At 41.2% G+C, this 17,627-nt stretch carries 15 protein-coding genes, 1 pseudogene and 1 riboswitch; of the genes and pseudogenes, 3 read left to right on the top strand and 13 right to left on the bottom strand.

Annotation, left to right across the window (positions count from 1 at the left end; genetic code table 11):
• Positions 1 to 262: 262 nt before the first annotated feature.
• The 5 genes from D7D50_RS05770 to D7D50_RS05745 all read right to left on the bottom strand — a co-directional run bounded on the left by D7D50_RS05770 (position 263) and on the right by D7D50_RS05745 (position 7,050).
• Positions 263 to 1,303, bottom strand: coding sequence for a hypothetical protein (locus D7D50_RS05770; protein ID WP_023024063.1), 1,041 nt, complete (start codon positions 1,301 to 1,303; stop codon positions 263 to 265).
• 113 nt (positions 1,304 to 1,416) lie between these two features.
• On the bottom strand, positions 1,417 to 2,568 hold the full coding sequence (locus D7D50_RS05765; protein ID WP_023024064.1) for a hypothetical protein: 1,152 nt from the start codon (positions 2,566 to 2,568) through the stop codon (positions 1,417 to 1,419).
• 111 nt (positions 2,569 to 2,679) lie between these two features.
• Positions 2,680 to 4,029, bottom strand: coding sequence for a hemolysin family protein (locus D7D50_RS05760; protein ID WP_023024065.1), 1,350 nt, complete (start codon positions 4,027 to 4,029; stop codon positions 2,680 to 2,682).
• A gap of 104 nt (positions 4,030 to 4,133) precedes the next feature.
• On the bottom strand, positions 4,134 to 5,615 hold the full coding sequence (locus D7D50_RS05755) for a M protein trans-acting positive regulator PRD domain-containing protein (RefSeq protein ID WP_023024066.1): 1,482 nt from the start codon (positions 5,613 to 5,615) through the stop codon (positions 4,134 to 4,136).
• 307 nt (positions 5,616 to 5,922) lie between these two features.
• On the bottom strand, positions 5,923 to 7,050 hold the full coding sequence (locus D7D50_RS05745) for an AI-2E family transporter (RefSeq protein ID WP_023027142.1): 1,128 nt from the start codon (positions 7,048 to 7,050) through the stop codon (positions 5,923 to 5,925).
• Between the two features lie 56 nt (positions 7,051 to 7,106).
• Between D7D50_RS05745 and D7D50_RS05740 the strand changes: the two genes are divergently transcribed.
• Positions 7,107 to 7,910 carry an ABC transporter ATP-binding protein gene (locus D7D50_RS05740; protein ID WP_120701708.1) on the top strand — a complete coding sequence of 268 codons (804 nt, stop codon included), beginning with the start codon at positions 7,107 to 7,109 and terminating at the stop codon, positions 7,908 to 7,910.
• A 90-nt stretch (positions 7,911 to 8,000) separates the two neighbouring features.
• Here D7D50_RS05740 and D7D50_RS05735 read toward each other — a convergent pair.
• The 8 genes and pseudogenes from D7D50_RS05735 to D7D50_RS05700 form a co-directional block, all read right to left on the bottom strand.
• Positions 8,001 to 10,055: pseudogene (locus tag D7D50_RS05735) on the bottom strand (cation:proton antiporter).
• A 3-nt stretch (positions 10,056 to 10,058) separates the two neighbouring features.
• Positions 10,059 to 10,322 carry a hypothetical protein gene (locus D7D50_RS05730; RefSeq protein WP_023024073.1) on the bottom strand — a complete coding sequence of 88 codons (264 nt, stop codon included), beginning with the start codon at positions 10,320 to 10,322 and terminating at the stop codon, positions 10,059 to 10,061.
• A complete protein-coding gene (gene mnmM / locus D7D50_RS05725; RefSeq protein ID WP_023024075.1) occupies positions 10,315 to 10,872 on the bottom strand; it encodes a tRNA 5-(aminomethyl)-2-thiouridylate-methyltransferase MnmM in 558 nt (185 codons plus the stop codon). The genes D7D50_RS05730 and mnmM overlap by 8 nt, the downstream gene beginning before the upstream one ends.
• A gap of 1 nt (position 10,873) precedes the next feature.
• The gene (gene mnmL / locus D7D50_RS05720; protein WP_120702333.1) at positions 10,874 to 11,815 is read right to left on the bottom strand and encodes a tRNA modification radical SAM protein MnmL/YtqA; all 942 of its coding nucleotides are present in this window, start codon (positions 11,813 to 11,815) and stop codon (positions 10,874 to 10,876) included.
• 23 nt (positions 11,816 to 11,838) lie between these two features.
• Complete coding sequence (locus tag D7D50_RS05715) at positions 11,839 to 12,150, bottom strand: MGMT family protein (protein WP_023027145.1); 312 nt, start codon at positions 12,148 to 12,150, stop codon at positions 11,839 to 11,841.
• Between the two features lie 3 nt (positions 12,151 to 12,153).
• A complete protein-coding gene (locus D7D50_RS05710) occupies positions 12,154 to 12,804 on the bottom strand; it encodes a phosphatase PAP2 family protein (RefSeq protein WP_023027146.1) in 651 nt (216 codons plus the stop codon).
• The gene (locus D7D50_RS05705) at positions 12,794 to 13,351 is read right to left on the bottom strand and encodes an ECF transporter S component (RefSeq protein WP_042361430.1); all 558 of its coding nucleotides are present in this window, start codon (positions 13,349 to 13,351) and stop codon (positions 12,794 to 12,796) included. Before D7D50_RS05705 ends, D7D50_RS05710 begins: the two co-directional genes overlap by 11 nt.
• Positions 13,352 to 13,567: 216 nt before the next feature.
• A riboswitch (FMN riboswitch) is annotated at positions 13,568 to 13,802 on the bottom strand.
• A gap of 81 nt (positions 13,803 to 13,883) precedes the next feature.
• Positions 13,884 to 14,426, bottom strand: a complete 543-nt coding sequence (locus D7D50_RS05700) for a tRNA (cytidine(34)-2'-O)-methyltransferase (protein WP_023027147.1) — start codon at positions 14,424 to 14,426, stop codon at positions 13,884 to 13,886.
• Between the two features lie 300 nt (positions 14,427 to 14,726).
• Between D7D50_RS05700 and trkA the strand changes: the two genes are divergently transcribed.
• Both trkA and D7D50_RS05690 read left to right on the top strand, forming a co-directional pair.
• Complete coding sequence (gene trkA / locus D7D50_RS05695; RefSeq protein ID WP_023024088.1) at positions 14,727 to 16,082, top strand: Trk system potassium transporter TrkA; 1,356 nt, start codon at positions 14,727 to 14,729, stop codon at positions 16,080 to 16,082.
• Between the two features lie 3 nt (positions 16,083 to 16,085).
• The gene (locus tag D7D50_RS05690) at positions 16,086 to 17,546 is read left to right on the top strand and encodes a TrkH family potassium uptake protein (RefSeq protein WP_120701707.1); all 1,461 of its coding nucleotides are present in this window, start codon (positions 16,086 to 16,088) and stop codon (positions 17,544 to 17,546) included.
• Positions 17,547 to 17,627: the final 81 nt, after the last annotated feature.

The following is a 17,627-nucleotide window of genomic DNA, read 5'->3' as shown; positions in this document are numbered from 1 at the left end:
TACAAACAAATTGCTCGTTTCGTTTGCATCCATGAGTTCATGTCTACAAACACTATCTAAAGTAGCTAAAGTAAAAGTTTTGATTCAACAATGTGGAGTTCATGTTTTTCATAAAATTCTGCTTTCGTTTTTTTATGTTGACTATCTTACCGAAATTTTTTAAGGCTGTCAAGTCTAAATTCAGAATTTTTTTAATTATCTTATTTTTTCTTCGTTACCAAACAAAAAAGTGCCCGATGAGAGCACTAAATGAGCGAATATCTTATTTTTTAAAGGTGAATTTAAAATCATCCTCTTCATTCTGATAAACCGTTAAGATTCCGTTTACCAATTTATATTTGAGATTGTATTGCATTACAAAGTTTCCACCACTATCTACAAGAAATTCATGAGTTTTTTCAGATAACTCGCCTTCAAATAACACCATATCTATAGTTCCTTTTTTAACATCAATTTCAACTCCTATTTCCTTCAAGTAACCCCATTTGCTTCGTTCCTCAATGTACTCCAATGCATTTTCCACAGAATTTAAATAACTTTTATCGCCTTCAAGGAGTTTTTTTGCTGCTCCTTTAAAATCAACTTCTCCTGATGTAGAAATTTTTACATTGTTACCCTCTACTTCCACAATCATTTCGACATCTTTAAAAAATTCACCAGAGATATCTAAAGTCGAGGTGAAACTTTCTTTAAAACCAGATGTCATTTCTTTCTTCACTTCAGGAGTAGCTGACCATTTCCCTTGAATACTATTAGGATTTTTAGCAAAAAAGAAAAATGCAAGCACAGATAAAACTGCAACGGCGACAAGACTACATAATCCAATAATCAGCCCTTTCTTAGACTTCTTACCGGGTATTGTGGCTTGTCCCATATATGAGGAATTAGTCTGGTAATTCAGTTGCCCATTGTTTGGATAGCCGCCCTGCATCTGAGCATTGGTATAGGATGTGAAGGGCGCTCCTGCTTGAGCCGACTCCTGAACAGGAGCTTGTGGCTGGATTCCACCTTGACCAAAAGCTTGTCCTTGATGTTGAAACGGACTTGTTGCACCTTGGAATTGATTTGGAGCTGAACTTGCACCTCCAAATGGGGCTTGGGTCGGAGTTGGACCTCCGAACTGTGCTTGTTCTGGTGATGGCGTCGCACCTTCAAATGGAGATTGAATTGGATTTATCAGCGTATCCTGTGTCGCTTGTGTTTCTGGACTTTCAAACTGACCAAAAACCTGTTCGATTTCCTCCTGATTGGCCGGTCGACCATGGACTCTCTCGAACTCTGCTAACCACTCTTCTTGTTTCACTACTATCTCCTTCTGACCTTTACTTATTTTATTATAAAGGAAATTCATAGGAGAAGCAAATCCGACTAAAATGAGCATAAAAAATCAGGGAAAAACCCTGATAAGCGAATGTTTTATTTTTTAAAGGAGTATTCAATTCCATAATCATTTCCATCCACGGAAACTTTCAGGGTTCCATTTTCAATTTTATACTTGAGGTCGTATTTAAGGAAATGACTCGCATCTTCATCCTGAATGAATCGGTGATCTTTTTCATCCACCTCACCTTCAAAGGCTACCATTTTAAGAGTGCCTTTCTTCACATCGATTTCAAGTCCCAAATCCTCTAAATAGGAATTTTCACTGTTTTCCTGGATATAGTCTAAGGCATCCTCAACAGAGTAAAAATCATTGTCCCCATCATCATAGAGTTCCTTTGCAGCTCCCTTGAAATCAATCTTACCAATCACACTAATGGTTACTTTTTTCCCCTCTACCTCTACAATCATATCCATATCTTTTACAAATTCACTAGAAATATCTGATGCAGTAGAGAAAGTGCCTGAAAAAGCAGACTTCATTGTCTTTTTCATTTCAGGGGTTGCTGACCATTTTCCTTGAATATTATTCGAGTTTTTAAAAAATAGGAAAAAGGCAAGTACAGCTAAGATAGCAACTGCAACTAAACTACATAATCCAATAATCAGCCCTTTCTTAGACTTCTTACCGGGTATCGGGGCTTGTCCCATATATGGGGAATTAGTCTGGTAATTCAACTGCCCATTATTTGGATAGCCACCCTGCATCTGAGAATTGTTATAGGGCGAGAAGGTTGCTCCTGCTTGAGCAGACCCCTGAACAGGAGCTTGTGGTTGGACTCCACCTTGACCAAAAGCTTGTCCTTGTTGTTGAAACGGACTTGTTCCACCTTGGAATTGATTTGGAGCTGAACTTGCACCTCCAAATGGGGCTTGGGTCGGAGTTGGACCTCCAAACTGTGTTTGTTCTGGAGTTGGTGTCGCACCTCCAAATGGCGTTTGTTCTGGAGTTGGTGCTGCATCTCCAAATTTCGCTTGTTCTGGAAACGGTAAGGGACCCCCAAATTGTCCTTGATTGGAAACAGGTGCTGCACCTTCAAATGGAGATTGAATTGGATTTACCGGTGTATCCGGAGTCGCTTGTGTTTCTGGACTTCCAAACATACCAAATGCCTCTTGTATCTCCTCTTGAGTGGCCGGTCGACCATGGACTCTCTCAAACTCTGCTAACCATTCTTCTTGATTCATTGCTATCTCCTTCTAACCTGTAGTAATTTTATTATAAAGGAATTTAATGGGATATGCAAATCCGACTAAATTGAGCATAAAAAATCAGGGGAAACCCCTGATTTCATACTCTTATTCTTGAACTTTTGTTACTTGCTCATCTTCATCGACTAGATCACTGACCTCAACCTTCACCTTGGTGACACGACCATTTTTCACCTTATCATTTGTAAGGATCAAATGTTTCTTCATGCTATCTACTTCAAAACTCAAGCGCTCCTTGTGCCCTGGAATTCGTCCGACACCAGTCAGGTAGTAGCCTGCAATGGTATCCACATCATCACTTTCCAGCTTCACATCAAAATACTCATTGAAGTCATTTAAGGTCACAATCCCCTGAACGATATAGAGGTTGGGGGCAATTTCAAACACATCATTTTCAGCCTTATCGGTTTCATCATCAATTTCACCGACAATTTCCTCGAGAAGGTCTTCCAAAGTAACTAGACCAGCCATTCCTCCATACTCATCGAGCAAAATAGCCATCTGATTTTGTGTATTTCGGAGTTCCTTTAAGAGGTCATCCACAAAGATTGTTTCCGGTACAAAGAGAGGTTCCTGAAGGATCTTTCGAAGAGCGATGTTATCAAAGCCATTTACAAAGCCCTCATTGAGGAGGCGTTTGGTATGGATGAGACCAATAACATTGTCTTTGTCATCATCATAGACAGGAATCCGAGAAAAATTCTGTTTTAAAATACTCTCGATGATTTCTCTGGTATCATCTTGGATATCCACCATAAAGGCATCCGTACGAGGAACCATTAGCTCACGCGCCATCAGCTCATCTAGTGAAAAGACTCCTTGCAACATTTCAATCTCGTCAGCATCCAGACTCGTTTCACTCTTAGCCAGCATATAGGCAATCTCATCTCGTGACATCTCTTCGTCTGCATCATCGAATTGCATAGGGGTCAGACGACTAACTAGATTCGTTGATGCCGATAAGAGCCAGACAAAGGGGCTAACGATTTCCCCTAGTAAAATAACAATTGGAGCCGTCCGAACAGCCAAGCTATCTTTCAGATTCATGGCAATCCGCTTGGGATATAACTCACCAAATACAATCGAAATATAGGTCAGAAAAGCCAGTGAGAGGAAACTAGCTATCGCACGCGCTGTCTCCGTATTTCCCATCCAAGAAGCTATTACTTTCCCAAGATTATCAGCTAGACTTGCCCCAGACAAGATGGTAATCAAGGTAATACCAACTTGAATCGTGGATAAAAAGTGGTTTGGATTTTCCAATACCTTTAAGAGACGAATATATTTCTTATCGCCTTCCTCCGCTTTTTGTTCTACCCGAGAACGATTCAGCGATACCATCGACATCTCCGTTGCAGAGAAAAAAGCATTAAATAAGGTCAATACAAATAGTAAAACAAATTGCAGTATTAAATCCTGACTGCCAGGGTCTTCCATGGATATTCTCCTCAATGTATAGTAATAATGCCCATTATATCATATTTTTTAAAATGGTGCATAGTCGTAAAAATTTCCCTCCTAAAAGAGGAGGGAAGGTTTAGTTATACTCCATAACGTGTAAAGTCATAAAAGAGTACATTCAGTTTTTCTACAAGTTCCAAAAGGGTTAAACTACTTGTACAAATAAATTTTTTCCCTTTTATATTCGGAATCATAAAGTTGGCAACAATGACATCATATTCGGTGTGCTCTAGTTCATGAAGATTAAAGTCATGCTTGATGACCTGTGAAAACTCAAAGTTATCCGTACAATAGAATTTTAAGAAATCAATCATGGACTTGGCATGGTGGTCATCGTATCGGCTAATGATTAAGACCTTGACAGCCGTCCGTCTCCTTAATAGTTGAGGCAATAGATTTTCCCAATGTGAAAATACGGTATAAATCTGATGCTTGAGGTTTTCAGGATTTTCATGAAAGCCCATCTCTTTGAGATAGTGATACAAACCCGTTTCAACATCCTGATAAAATTTCGGGAAGAGGGTGCGATAATCCTCATTGGTATAGCTCTTGGTATCATAGAGAAGAAATTCACCAAAGATTTCACGCCGCTCCAAATAGGCGGTATTGTGAATATGCATAATCATCTCTTCATAATTCTCAAGTTCCAAACCATAAGATTTACTCAGGTGATCAAGAAATTGAGAGGCTAGAATATAGGATTTTTTTGTAACAGCATCTTCCTCGGTAGCATCAATCAGATCCTGCGGAGTAAAGTAAAAACGTTTCTGCAGAAAAATGATAAAGAGCTGTTCAATGGTTTCTTCGTTAAATTCTACACCCAGTTGCAGGCCAAAATAACGAAGCATCTCATTGATTTTTGGGAGTTCTTGGTAAAGATAGGCGTATTGTTCAAAATTATTGGCCCCTTCAATCCGATACCCTTGCTTGATCCGGTAAAGATAGACCGTCAGCATAATTTTATAAGAATGAAAGATCGAATAAGTCAGTGGGATTTCCGTCAGTTTATAGAAGAAGGTGATGAAATCAATGATGACTTGTTCTCTGATATCTGGAAATGGCCACTCTAAATAATAATATCGCTCTGCAAAATATTGGGAATAGAAAAAGCGAATATCGACTTCGTCTCCCACGACATTTAGAGGATTCAAGGTGATTCGAATATTGTACTTTTCCTGAATAATTTGGTTGATGTTTCGAATCAAGCGATAAAATGATTGTTGACTGAGATCATATCGTCTACAAATTAAGTCACTGGAAACGTCCTTATGGAAGAACAAGTATTCCAAGAGGGAGAAAGCTGTAGATTCTTTAAAGAAGTGATGGTAGACCACCTCAATCCCAACCGAATCATCATAGCTGATCTTAATGCCATTTGTCGAAGACTCAATCAAGAACTCTTTAAAGACCGTTCGTAAATTTGAAAGATCCTCCTTCAATGACCGTTCTGTACAATCTAACATTTCTGCGAGTTCCTTCAAATGAAACCAGCGCTTCTCTCGAATTAATGTTTCTAGCAAACGCATTTGGCGTCGCTGCTTTTTGGCAAGCAATTCTATCATCTTATAGAAACTCCTTGATTTTCTATCATTACTAATTCATTATAACATATTTTCTTAAAGGAAAGGTAAAAGTTAACGATTCAAGTACTTAGCTTACCCTTTCTTAGTCTATATTCAAAAGAGAGTGGGACAGAAATCGGTCATTCGTTAGAATTCGATTTCGTCGTCCCACCTCCGCACAGTTGAGTAGGATTGTAAAAGCTGATGAAATCAGCGTAGTAGAGCCCACTCAACCACTGCGTCTTGCTCGACATTCCAAAGACACTTAAGAGGCTAGGACTTTTGTCCCAGCCTCTTATTTATTCTGTTAGGATTTATTAATGATTCCAAACTCTTCTTGCTTGCGCTGCTCTTGTGTCTTTTTATGATTTTCATACAAGGCCACCAAGAATTTAACGATTTCTTTACCAATCGAATAAACCGGAATTGCCACGATCATTCCAATGACACCATAGATGTTACTGGATAAAAGCAAAAGAACCATAATGGTAATGGGATGCACCTTCATCACCCCTCCCACAATCCGTGGATAAAGGATATTTCCATCGATTTGTTGAACAATCAACATGAAGATGACTGCTTTGATCATCATATTGAAATCTGTAAAGGCATAGGTAACCACCATAGGAGTCAAGCCAATCGTCGGTCCAATGTAAGGAATGAAGATAGCCAAGGCTGAGAAAATGGCAAAGACCAAGGCATACTTCAAACCGATAAAACTGTAGCCAATAAAGGCTAAAGTCCCGATGATTAAAGCATCGATAGAAATCCCACTAATATAGCGAGAAACTGTTTGGTTGAGACTCACTAAGAGAGAGGTAATATTCCGCCGGTCATTTTTCAGGATCGTCCGCTCTAACATCGGAAGTAACTTCTTCCCATCAATCAAGAAGTAAACCAGGAATATCGGTGTCATCACCAGAATGAAGAGTGTATTGACAATCGTTGACACCACACTACCCAAACTATTGGTCACACTGTTTAGGATATTTTGTAGAATATCCACATAAGATAGGTTTAACTGCTGAATGGTTGATTGGATATTGATACTCTGAAAGGCTGGATTCTTCGATAACTTCGTCACAAAACTTTGCACTTCCCAATACAAGCCTTGGGTTGAATTAATCAAGCTTGTCAACTGGTTGATCAAAATAGGCAGGATATAAACAATCCCATAAATAATCAATCCAAAAAGGGTTACCAAGGTTAATAGAATACCCAAAATTCGATTTAGATGAAATTTCTTTTCCAAAAATTCTACGATTGGATTGGTGATGTAGTACAAGAAACCAGCAATCAAAAATGGAAGAATAATGGTATTCAGAACGGATACAAAGGGAGAGATCAGGCTTCCCATACTTCCCCAAATATAGAATATAATCGTTAATAATAGGACTTCACAGGTCCAGAAAAATAATTTACTTTTATGAAACATCCCTTTCCTCCTATCTGCTATTTTATCATATTTATGGTAAAATAGAAAATATTTTTATGAAGGTTAAAAAGATGAAAGAAAGCTTAATTGAACTGAAAGACGTCACTCTCAGAAAAGAAGGAAAAAATCTCCTTTCCCGTTTGAATTGGACCGTCAATAAGGGGGAAACCTGGGCCATCCTTGGACTGAATGGTGCTGGAAAATCGACCCTCCTTCGTCTCTTAATGGCGGAATATTGGAAAACGGAAGGAGAGGTTTCTGTCCTTGGAACACAATTTGGACAAGGCGACATTCCTGAACTCCGCAAGCGAATTGGAGTGGTTAGCTCCTTTATTTCTGAGCGCATCCCTGAATCTCTATCCCCAGAAGAAATCGTCCTCACTGGTAAATACAAGAGTAGCATCCTCTATACAACTTACGGAGAGAAAGAACTCCAAGAAGCACGGTCCATGTTGCGTCGCATCGGTGCTATTTCTTTGATTGGGCGAAAATACAGGACTCTCTCTCAAGGGGAAAAACAGACGATTCTTATCGCCCGTAGTCTCATGGAAGAACCCGACCTTCTCATCTTCGACGAAGCCTCAAGTGGGCTCGACTTATTTGCTCGGGAAGCCATCTTTCAGTTGATTCACCAGATCAAACAGATGGAAAAGGCACCGACCATTCTCTTTGTTACCCACCATGCGGAGGAAATCACCAAATCTTTTAGCCATGTCCTTCTTCTCAAGGAGGGACAAAGTTTTGCCCAAGGGCCTAAGGAGGAAATTCTCACCCAAGATACTCTATCAGCCTTTTATGGGGGGAAGGTCCAGCTGATTCCTATCGGGGAAGATCGCTATTACATTCAGACAGACCAGTAATCATTAGCCTACTAATACACAAAAGAAAGAGATTGGGACAAACGTCACCAATCTCTTTTCTTCTTCTATCTTAGATAGAACTGTCATTTTTTATCGATTTCGAGCGTAATTGATCATATCATATGGTAGAGTATTGGCACTTTCCCTCAAGGAATAGTTTTCCAATTCGTTGACATTTTGCCGCATGCGACGTGCATACTTGGCCGAAATCAAATGTTGCTCCTCATATTTGAAAATGAGTTTTCTCTCCAGGTAATAGCCTCTTAGCATCTCATCAATATTATTGGGCTTGATCCGATTGATAACCCGCTCTACAAAGGCTCCACTGGTAATCAATGACGTTTCACGCAGGCGTGATTCTTGAAGGAAAGATACCAAACTACTGCGATAGACTCCTTTTAGGTTTTCCAAACTCTCGATAATAATTTCCGTATTCGCCAAATACAAGGCGGCAATCTGGTCATAATCGATAGCTTCGAGCTTGTAATTTTCTCCGTTTTTCCATGCCTGAATACCGGATCCAAAGGTCAACACTTCGTGGAAAAGGAGTCGGATTATGCGGAAGAGCACCAAGAAATAATAGGTCAGGCGCGATGACAGATTGCGATTGATATTTTGCTCCATGGATCGGAGATAACGTTGATAGACATGGTAGCTTCTATCTCGAATCTTTCCTTCTTCATAGGCTTGTTCCAAACCATCGTTCTCGATACTGAGAATAAGGAGTTTCAATTGCTCCCAGTCTCTTTGAGTGGCCTTATCCTCCTGATTGAGAATCATATTTTCTATCCGGCCATGATAATTATCAATAGCCGCATACAGAGGCCCCTTCTGCTTGGTCACCGTCAACTCCTTCTCCAATAGCATGACGACATCGTTTAAGATAGCAATGTGCATCAAATGATCATTGGATTCCTCTTTGTCTTCGGATAGTTTTGGTAGGATGAGAAGTCCAATCAGGAAACTACACAAGGTCACCCCTGCTACTAAAAACAAGAGAACTGGATATTCTGCTTCTAGATGCGTCGGTATTAACAGAATGGTCGCGATAGACACCGCTCCTTTGACCCCCGAAAAGGTCAACAAGAGAGCATCTTTCAGATACTTATCAATGGATTTTTTCAATCGGAAACCACGGTACCAGTAAAATCCATACACCATCAAGAAGCGAATCAAGAATAGGAATCCCGTCAATAAGAGAACAGTCACAATCAAGAGCAGATTGTTGTAAAAGGGAGTCCTAAGAATTGGCTCAGAAATCATCTCAAGCTCTATCCCCAAAAGGACAAAGACGTATCCGTTAAGGACAAAATTGACTGTATTCCAAACCGTATGCGTCACCGTATCGACTTTGGCTTCTAGTAGGGTAATTTTCTTAATCCGACTAGCCTTTAGGATCCCAGCCACGACCACCGCAATAATCCCTGATACATGGATCTCTTCTGCAATAAAGAAGGTTAACAAGGGAAGACTCAATTCTAAAATGAGTTCACTGGCAATATCTGTTGCCCGAACACTCAACAACAGTTTCTGAAGCCCACGGTTGACAGCCGCTGTCACAATCCCTACCGCAAAACCTCCTAAAATGGAAATCACCAAGTCCCAACTAGCCTGTCCCAATGAGAAGGCACCAGTAGTCCAAGCAGCCAGAGCTACTCAAAAGGCCACCAAACCTGAAGCATCGTTGAGCAAGCCTTCTCCTTTTAAAATGTTGGAGACCCGTTTAGGAAAGGTAAAGCGTTCCGAAAGGGAGGCAAAAGCCACCAAATCAGTCGGACCGAGCGCTGCCCCAACTGCCATACAGGCAGCTAGTGGAATTCCTAACCACAAGAGATGAGCCAACCAGCCCAAGCTAAGGGTCGAAATAAAAATAACTGGGAAGATTAAAAAGGCGATAATGCGCCAGTGCTTGAGAATAGAAGTAATATCCGCTTCTTCTGCCTCTCGAAAGAGGAGGGGACCAATAACCAAGGCCAAAAAGAGTTCTGTATCTAAGTGATACTCCGAATTGGGTAAGAGAAAGCCAAGCCCAATCCCAAGGAAGATCTGGATCAAGGGCAAGGGCAAGGTCGGAATCAACTTATTGGTCGCATTGGAAACAATCAGAACCAGGGAAAAGACAATGGCGTATACAAGAATCTCCATCTCTTATCCTCCTGATCGTTGGTTACAACAGTCCTCAAAGAGTTGTTTTTGTTCTTGGATCTTTTGATCAATCTTTGTCAGATCCTTGTGCTCAATTTTCTTCTGGCTACGTTCCATTTCAAGAGAGACTAACTTCTTCTTGATTTTGATCATCTTTTTGCTCATCCGCGCTTCATCCAAAAAACCGACAGCACGTTCATGAGACGTTGACTCCACAAAATCGTGACGAAGGGCTTCAATTTTATTTTTTAAAAATTCTTTATCCATGGCGGTAACTTTCTAATTTTTCAATCATGACCAAAAATGGTGGATGATTAATTTGATTGAGGGTCCGATAACTAGTGACCGTAAATTCTTGTTGAGGTAGGTGAGAGACAAAATCCAAGACAGCATCTTTTTCTAGGTCTCCACCTTCATGACCATAATAGATCATGATAGCTATCCGGCCCCCTTTGACCAAGAGGTGACATAGTTTATCGATGGCTTGAATGGTTGTTCTAGGCTGGGTAATGATCGACTTGTCTGCTGAAGGAAGATAGCCTAAATTGAAGATAGCAGCCTTGACCTGGTTTACATAGAAATCAACCTCTTCATGCCCCTTCAAAAGAAGGTGGGCATTGGCAAGGCCTGCTTCTTCCAAACGCTTCTGCGTATGGACCAAGGCCTGCTCTTGAATATCAAATGCATAAACTTCTTTGGCTAGTTTCGCCAAGAAAAGCGTATCATGCCCATTACCCATAGTCGCATCAACGACGGTATCTTGATCCGTAATGACTTCCCTAAGAAAATCATGGGCCATTTCTAATGGTCGCAACATCCTACTCCTCCAATTTTCCTAGTTTACAGCCTTGAACACTTCCTCGACGACGCATTTCTGTTTCAATAGCATTCAGAACTTCCCACTTATTGAGACTCCACATTGGGCCTATCAGCATCTCTCGCGGAGCATCTCCTGTAATCCGGTGGATGACAATTTCCTTGGGAATAATTTCCAGTTGGTCACAGATGACCGACACGTATTCCTCCTGGCTCATCAATTGCAACCGCCCTTCATGATAGTCCCGTTGCATCCGAGTGTTGGTCATCAGGTGGAGCAGGTGTAACTTAATACCATGAATATCATTGTCCGTCACACAACGACGGACATTCTCCACCATCATCTCATGCGTCTCCCCTGGAAGACCGTTGATCAAATGCGAAACAATCTCAGCCTTGGGAACCTGATGACGAATCCGCTTGACCGTTTCTACATAGAGCTCGTAACTATGAGCACGGTTAATCAATTCAGATGTCGCTTCATAGGTCGTCTGCAAGCCTAGCTCAATGGTCACATGCATTCGCTTTGTCAATTCTGCTAGGTAGGCTAACGTTTCATCTGGCAAGCAGTCTGGCCGTGTCCCGATGTTAATCCCTACAACACCCGGTTCATTGATAGCTTGCTCATAGCGTTCACGAATGACATCGACAGATTCATGGGTATTGGTAAAATTTTGAAAATACACCAAATACTTTTTCACATCTGGCCATTTGCGGTGCATAAAATCAATCTCTTTGTAAAACTGATCCCGAATGGGGGCATCTGGTGCCACAATGGCATCCCCAGAACCAGAAACCGTACAAAAGGTACAGCCACCACGAGCAACAGTTCCATCACGATTGGGACAGTCAAATCCCGCATCAATCGGGACTTTGAAGGTCTTTTCTCCAAATAGGGTTCGATAATAATCATTTAAAGTCGTATAGGATTTCATACCCCTCATTATAGCAAAAAAGCAGAGTGAACTCAAAGTTGAGTCTCCTCTGCTTTCCACTTGTATTTCTTAAGATCGACACAACCGTTTGATTTGCATTCCACTCCTTCTGCCCAGAGAAGCGTGCCTTGCTCTTCCCAATCAGGAGCCAGGCGACCAGTAGATGTTACGACCCGATGACAGGGATAGGCCACAGCCTTTTTAGAAGTGGCCAAAACCTTGCCGACCTGCCGGGCATGGCGAGGATAGCCAATGAGTTGGGCGATTTGTCCATAGGTCGCTACACATCCTATTGGAATATGAGCCAGGACCTTTAAAACCTTTTCTTCAAATAGATCTTTCATACTTTACTTCTGCTTACTCTTAAAGCGCCATTCAAAACGCAAACGATCGTAATAAGGGAAGACCATTTGCAAAAGACCGAATCCTAAAAGCATACTTCCTGTCACGTCAGTCGGGTAATGAACCCCAACATAGACACGCGAAAGGACGATGGTCACCATACAAAGGAAGAGGGCAAACTGAACGAGAACTTTTCCGACTTGAGAGGTCATCCGTTGCCCCACCACAATCATCAAACTACCGAAAACGAGGGTGGCAGCTAAAGAGTGACCACTTGGAAAAGAATAGCCCCCTTCTTGGACCAAGTGTTGAAGAGCTGGCCGTGGACGCAGATAAATATGCTTCAGAATCACAACCACTAATCCAGTTGTAACTAAACTTCCTGTGAGGAGGAGGGCCTCCGTATACCATTTCTTCCAGACAAAGAAGAGGACGATGACGCCAACCCAAAATGTGACAACTGGTGTGTTCATCAGCACTGTTACACGGGTAAAGAAGGCCGTCAGATAGGCTGGTAAATCCCCGCGAATAGCCGATTGGATCGGTTGATCAATTCCGACTAAATTTTCTGGATAAAATTTGACTACATAGCCCAGAATCATAAATAACAAAAGGGCAAAAGAGCCCTTTAAGAAATGAGATTGTTTATTTTTCATAGATTTTAAGTAGGGGCTGTACGACGGTGTAAACCATCCAGAAGGTAACAGCCCAAATCAGTCCTTCTATTAGATTAAAGGGAACAACCATACTGAGAAGATACTTTTCAACTCCGACCATCTTCGCTATGTCAAAACCAACAAATTTAGCATAGAGGGGGATGGCATAATAATAATTAACTAGGAGCATGGAAATGGTTAAACCAACTGTCCCAACTAGACTAGCTATCACAAATCGCCTTGTGTTTTTTTTCTTATTCCAAATGACTGCAAATGCTAAGACAAAGACTAAAACACCAATGATATTAATCGGTAAGCCCACCAAGGTCTCAGCTCCTCGACCATTCAGAACTAACTTGAGAACAGATCGAATCAAAATCACCACAAATGAGCTCTTCAAATCTAACAAAACTAAGGCGAGTAAGATTGGAATCGTACTAAAGTCAACCTTTAAAAAATCAATCCCTATTGATAGTTGATAAAACATCAATAGAAAAGAAAGTGCAGATAAAACAGCCACTAGGGTCAGTTTACGAGTATTTGTCATCATAGGTTCCTCCAATTTTTACTAAAATTAGAAGAAGTTGGAAAGATTCCCTTTCCCATATTCTAATCGAATCGTTTTAAAGAAAACTTAAAAAGTTCCTCGGTACTTGACAAAAGAAGTCAGGATGCTATAAGAAAAAAGCTCGAAGACTGATTTCTTATAAAATCAAGAACATTTCCATCAAGTCAATCGTCAATAAGAACAGGTTTGTTCCTCTCTCGTCTTCTCCCATCCAGACTATACTGTCGGTTGTGGAATCGCACCACATCAGCTTACGCTCGCGGACTTCTTTAAGGAAGAGGAAATAGATATTTTTCTTTTAGACGAGGCGCCAAGCTGTAGACATAACTTATAGTTAGGCAAAGCTTGGCAACAAAGTATAAAAGGAAAAGAGCATTTCCACTTTAAAGTCACCGCCGGTCGGGAATTACACCCTGCCCTGAAGACCCCTTTATCATAACAAAAAACACCTGCTATTGCAAGTGCTTTGTAATATCGAAAGTTACAACTTGATCCCTTTTGCAAAGAGCCTCTACTTCAACTTGTCTCCCTCATACTGATGGACCAGCTCTAATCCAGAAAATTCTTGTTGTCTGAGGGCTTCGTAGACAATCATGCAAACGGTATTGGAGACATTCAAGCTTCTGACATGCTCATCATTCATCGGAATCCGAATCGCCTTTTCAGCATGGAGCCGCATAAAATCCTCTGGTAGACCCTTGTCCTCACGACCAAAGATGAAATAATGTTCTGCATTATCATTGTAGGCTACTTCAGAATAGGTTCGATCAGCAAATTTTGAGACTAGGTGAACCTTTCCTCCAGCCGCAGCTTCCATAAATTCATCTAGGCTGTCATAGAAGCGAACATCCAACTTATCCCAATAATCTAGTCCAGCCCGTTTCATCTTTCGATCATCAATGGGAAAGGCCATAGGACGGATGATGTGGAGAGGGGCATTGGTGGCTGCACAAGTGCGAGCGATATTCCCTGTATTTTGAGGAATTTGAGGTTGATAGAGAACTACATGGTTTTTTGATTTGGTTTCTGTATAAGCTAATTCTTCAATATTCATCACAATCTCTTTTCCGACAAAAAAATAGCCACACTGCCCGGAGTCAAGCTCAGCAAACAGCGTGGTTACGACTTCATTAACTTAACTCACAACAGGTTTGAGGTAAATCAATGAGGTTACTGTATCAGTATACCACTTTCCTACCTCCTGTCAACTATTTCGACAAAAAAATTTCACTTTTTTACATTCTCTTTCATGTATTGAAGAGAATCTGGCTCTTTACGCCCTATTTCCACCATTAAGAGGTGATTTTTTTTTGAAAATAGAGTAAGATAGAATCATACTTTGGAGGAAATATTCATGAAAATTATTGTAGTTGGAGGCGGTAAAGTCGGAACAGCCCTCTGTCGTTCCCTCGTCGCAGAAAATCACGATGTCATCTTGATTGAACAAGATGAAGCCGTTGTTAATCATATTACCAAACGCTACGATATCATTGGTATTGTTGGAAATGGTGCCAACTTTAAAATTCTAGAACAAGCAGATGTGGCTGACTGCGACATTTTTGTCGCCCTGACAGAGCAAGACGAAGTCAATATGGTATCTGCCGTTTTAGCTAAGAAAATGGGAGCCAAAGAGACCGTTGTCCGCGTCCGGAATCCAGAATACTCAAATTCTTATTTCAAAGAAAAAAATATTCTTGGCTTCTCTCTAGTCGTCAATCCTGAGCTTCTAGCAGCTCGCTACATTGCTAACAGTATTGACTTTCCAAACGCCTTGTCTGTTGAGCATTTTGCTAGTGGACGGGTCGCTTTTATGGAATTTATCATCAAAGAGGAAAGCCCTCTCTGTCAGATGACCCTTTCTCAATTCAGGAAGAAATATGGAAACATTATTATCTGTGCTATCGAACGACAAGGTCAGTTAACGATTCCAGATGGGGACTTCACTTTACAAGCCTTTGATAAGATTTTTATGACGGGAAATCGAGTGGAAATTGTGAATTTCCACAATAGCATTCGTCCTCAGGTTGTTAAAAGTCTCCTCCTCATTGGTGCTGGTAAGATTTCCTACTATCTTCTGAATATTCTTAGTAATAATAAACGAAAAATCGACTTAAAAGTGATTGAAATCGATCAAAAACGGGCAGAATGGTTTAGTCAAGAATTCCCTGACCTCTATGTCATCCAAGGCGACGGGACATCAAAAGATATCCTAATGGAGGAACGCGCAGGTAACTTTGATGCCGTGGCAACCTTAACGGGCGTCGACGAAGAAAACATTATCTCTTCCATGTTCCTGAATAGTATTGGTGTACAAAAGAATATTACCAAGGTCAACCGGACCAGCTTACTTGAAATCATTGATCGCCAAGATTTTTCAAGTATTGTGACACCGAAAGGAATCGCAGTTGATACGATCATGCATTTCATCCGCGGACGCTACAATGCCCGTTATTCAAATCTTGAAGCCTTGCACCACGTCGCCAATGGCCAAATTGAAACTCTTCAATTCCAGATTCGGGAAGAAAATAAGATGACAGGCAAGCCTTTGGCTCAACTGAAATTGAAAAAAGGTGTTCTGATCGCGGCCATTATCCGAAACGGGAAAGCCATTTTCCCAACTGGGGATGATCACCTCTTGATTGGGGACCGGATTATCGTTACTACCTTGATCAGCAATATCACGAAAATCTATGATTTGTTAGAGGGGTAAGCTATGAATAAAAGTATGATTCGCTATCTTTTAGCAAAACTCCTTCTGATTGAAGCCATGCTGCTCTGTGTTCCGATTGTTGTTGCACTCCTCAATCTAAAGAATGATTTTGTTGTGAAAGATAGTCCAACTGTCTTTATCTCCCTATTTGCTACCATTGCCATCCTCCTCATTCTTGGAGGAATTGGTACCTTATTCAAGCCCAAAGATTTTCACATCTACGCCAAAGAAGGCGTTCTCATTGTGGCTTTGTGTTGGATCCTCTGGTCCTTCTTCGGAGCCCTTCCCTTTGTCTTCTCAGGACAAATCCCAAACATTATTGATGCCTTTTTCGAGATTAGCTCTGGTTTTACGACCACAGGGGCGACTATTTTAAATGACGTATCTGTTCTCAGCCCTTCTCTTCTCTTCTGGCGTAGTTTTACCCACTTAATCGGAGGGATGGGGGTGTTGGTTTTTGCCCTAGCAATTATGGACAACAATAAGAACAGCCACCTCGAAGTGATGAAGGCAGAAGTTCCTGGCCCGGTATTTGGTAAAATTGTATCCAAACTCAAGAATACAGCTCAAATCCTTTATTACCTCTATCTGGCCCTCTTCTTCCTCTTTGTCATTATCTACTTCCGTGCTGGCATGCCCCTGTATGATAGTTTTATCATTGCCATGGGAACAGCAGGAACTGGTGGATTCACTGTCTTTAACGACGGGATTGCCCACTACCATTCAACTCTCATCACCTATCTGGTCAGTTTCGGAGTCTTGGTCTTTGGGGTTAACTTCAACCTTTACTACTACATCATGCTTCGCAAGTTCAAAGCCTTTTTCGGCGATGAAGAACTTCGTACCTATTTGATGATTGTTGGTGTTTCTTCCCTACTGATTGCCTGCAACATTTTGCATCTCTATCACAATTTTGCAGATAGTTTTGAAATGTCCTTTTTCCAAGTGTCCAACGTCATTACCACGACTGGATTTGGTTTTGGCAATACTGTTGATTGGCCGCTCTTTTCTCAGTTCCTCCTCCTCATGCTCATGGTGATTGGTGGATCGGCTGGGTCAACTGCCGGGGGGCTGAAAGTCATTCGTTTCTTAATTCTAGCTCGAATCGGGAAGAATCAAATTCGTTCGACCCTCTCACCCAATCGGGTGATGACCCTGCATGTGAATGGCACAGCCTTGGATAAGGATACCCAGCACAAAATCTTAAAATACTTCGTAGTCTATACCTTGATTATGATCTCTCTCATTGCGATTGTCAGCTTTGATAGCAATAATTTTATGACGGTCGTCAGCGCTGTCTTTAGTTGCTTTAACAACATCGGACCGATGATTGGAACAACGGATACCTTCGCGATCTTTAGCCCAATCTCTAAGCTCCTACTATCGATCGCCATGATTGCAGGACGGTTGGAAATCTACCCTATGTTACTGCTCTTTATGCCACGCACTTGGTCAGACCGCTAAAAAATAAAAGAGGCTGGGACAAAAGTCCTAGCCTCTTTATTGTCTTTGGATTGTCGAGCAAGACGCAGTGGTTGAGTGGGC

It is taken from the genome of Streptococcus koreensis, assembly GCF_003627135.1.
Taxonomy (GTDB): Bacteria; Bacillota; Bacilli; order Lactobacillales; family Streptococcaceae; genus Streptococcus; species Streptococcus ilei.
The sequence above is the reverse complement of the archived record's forward strand: the minus strand, read 5'-3'. Positions and strand labels throughout refer to the sequence as shown.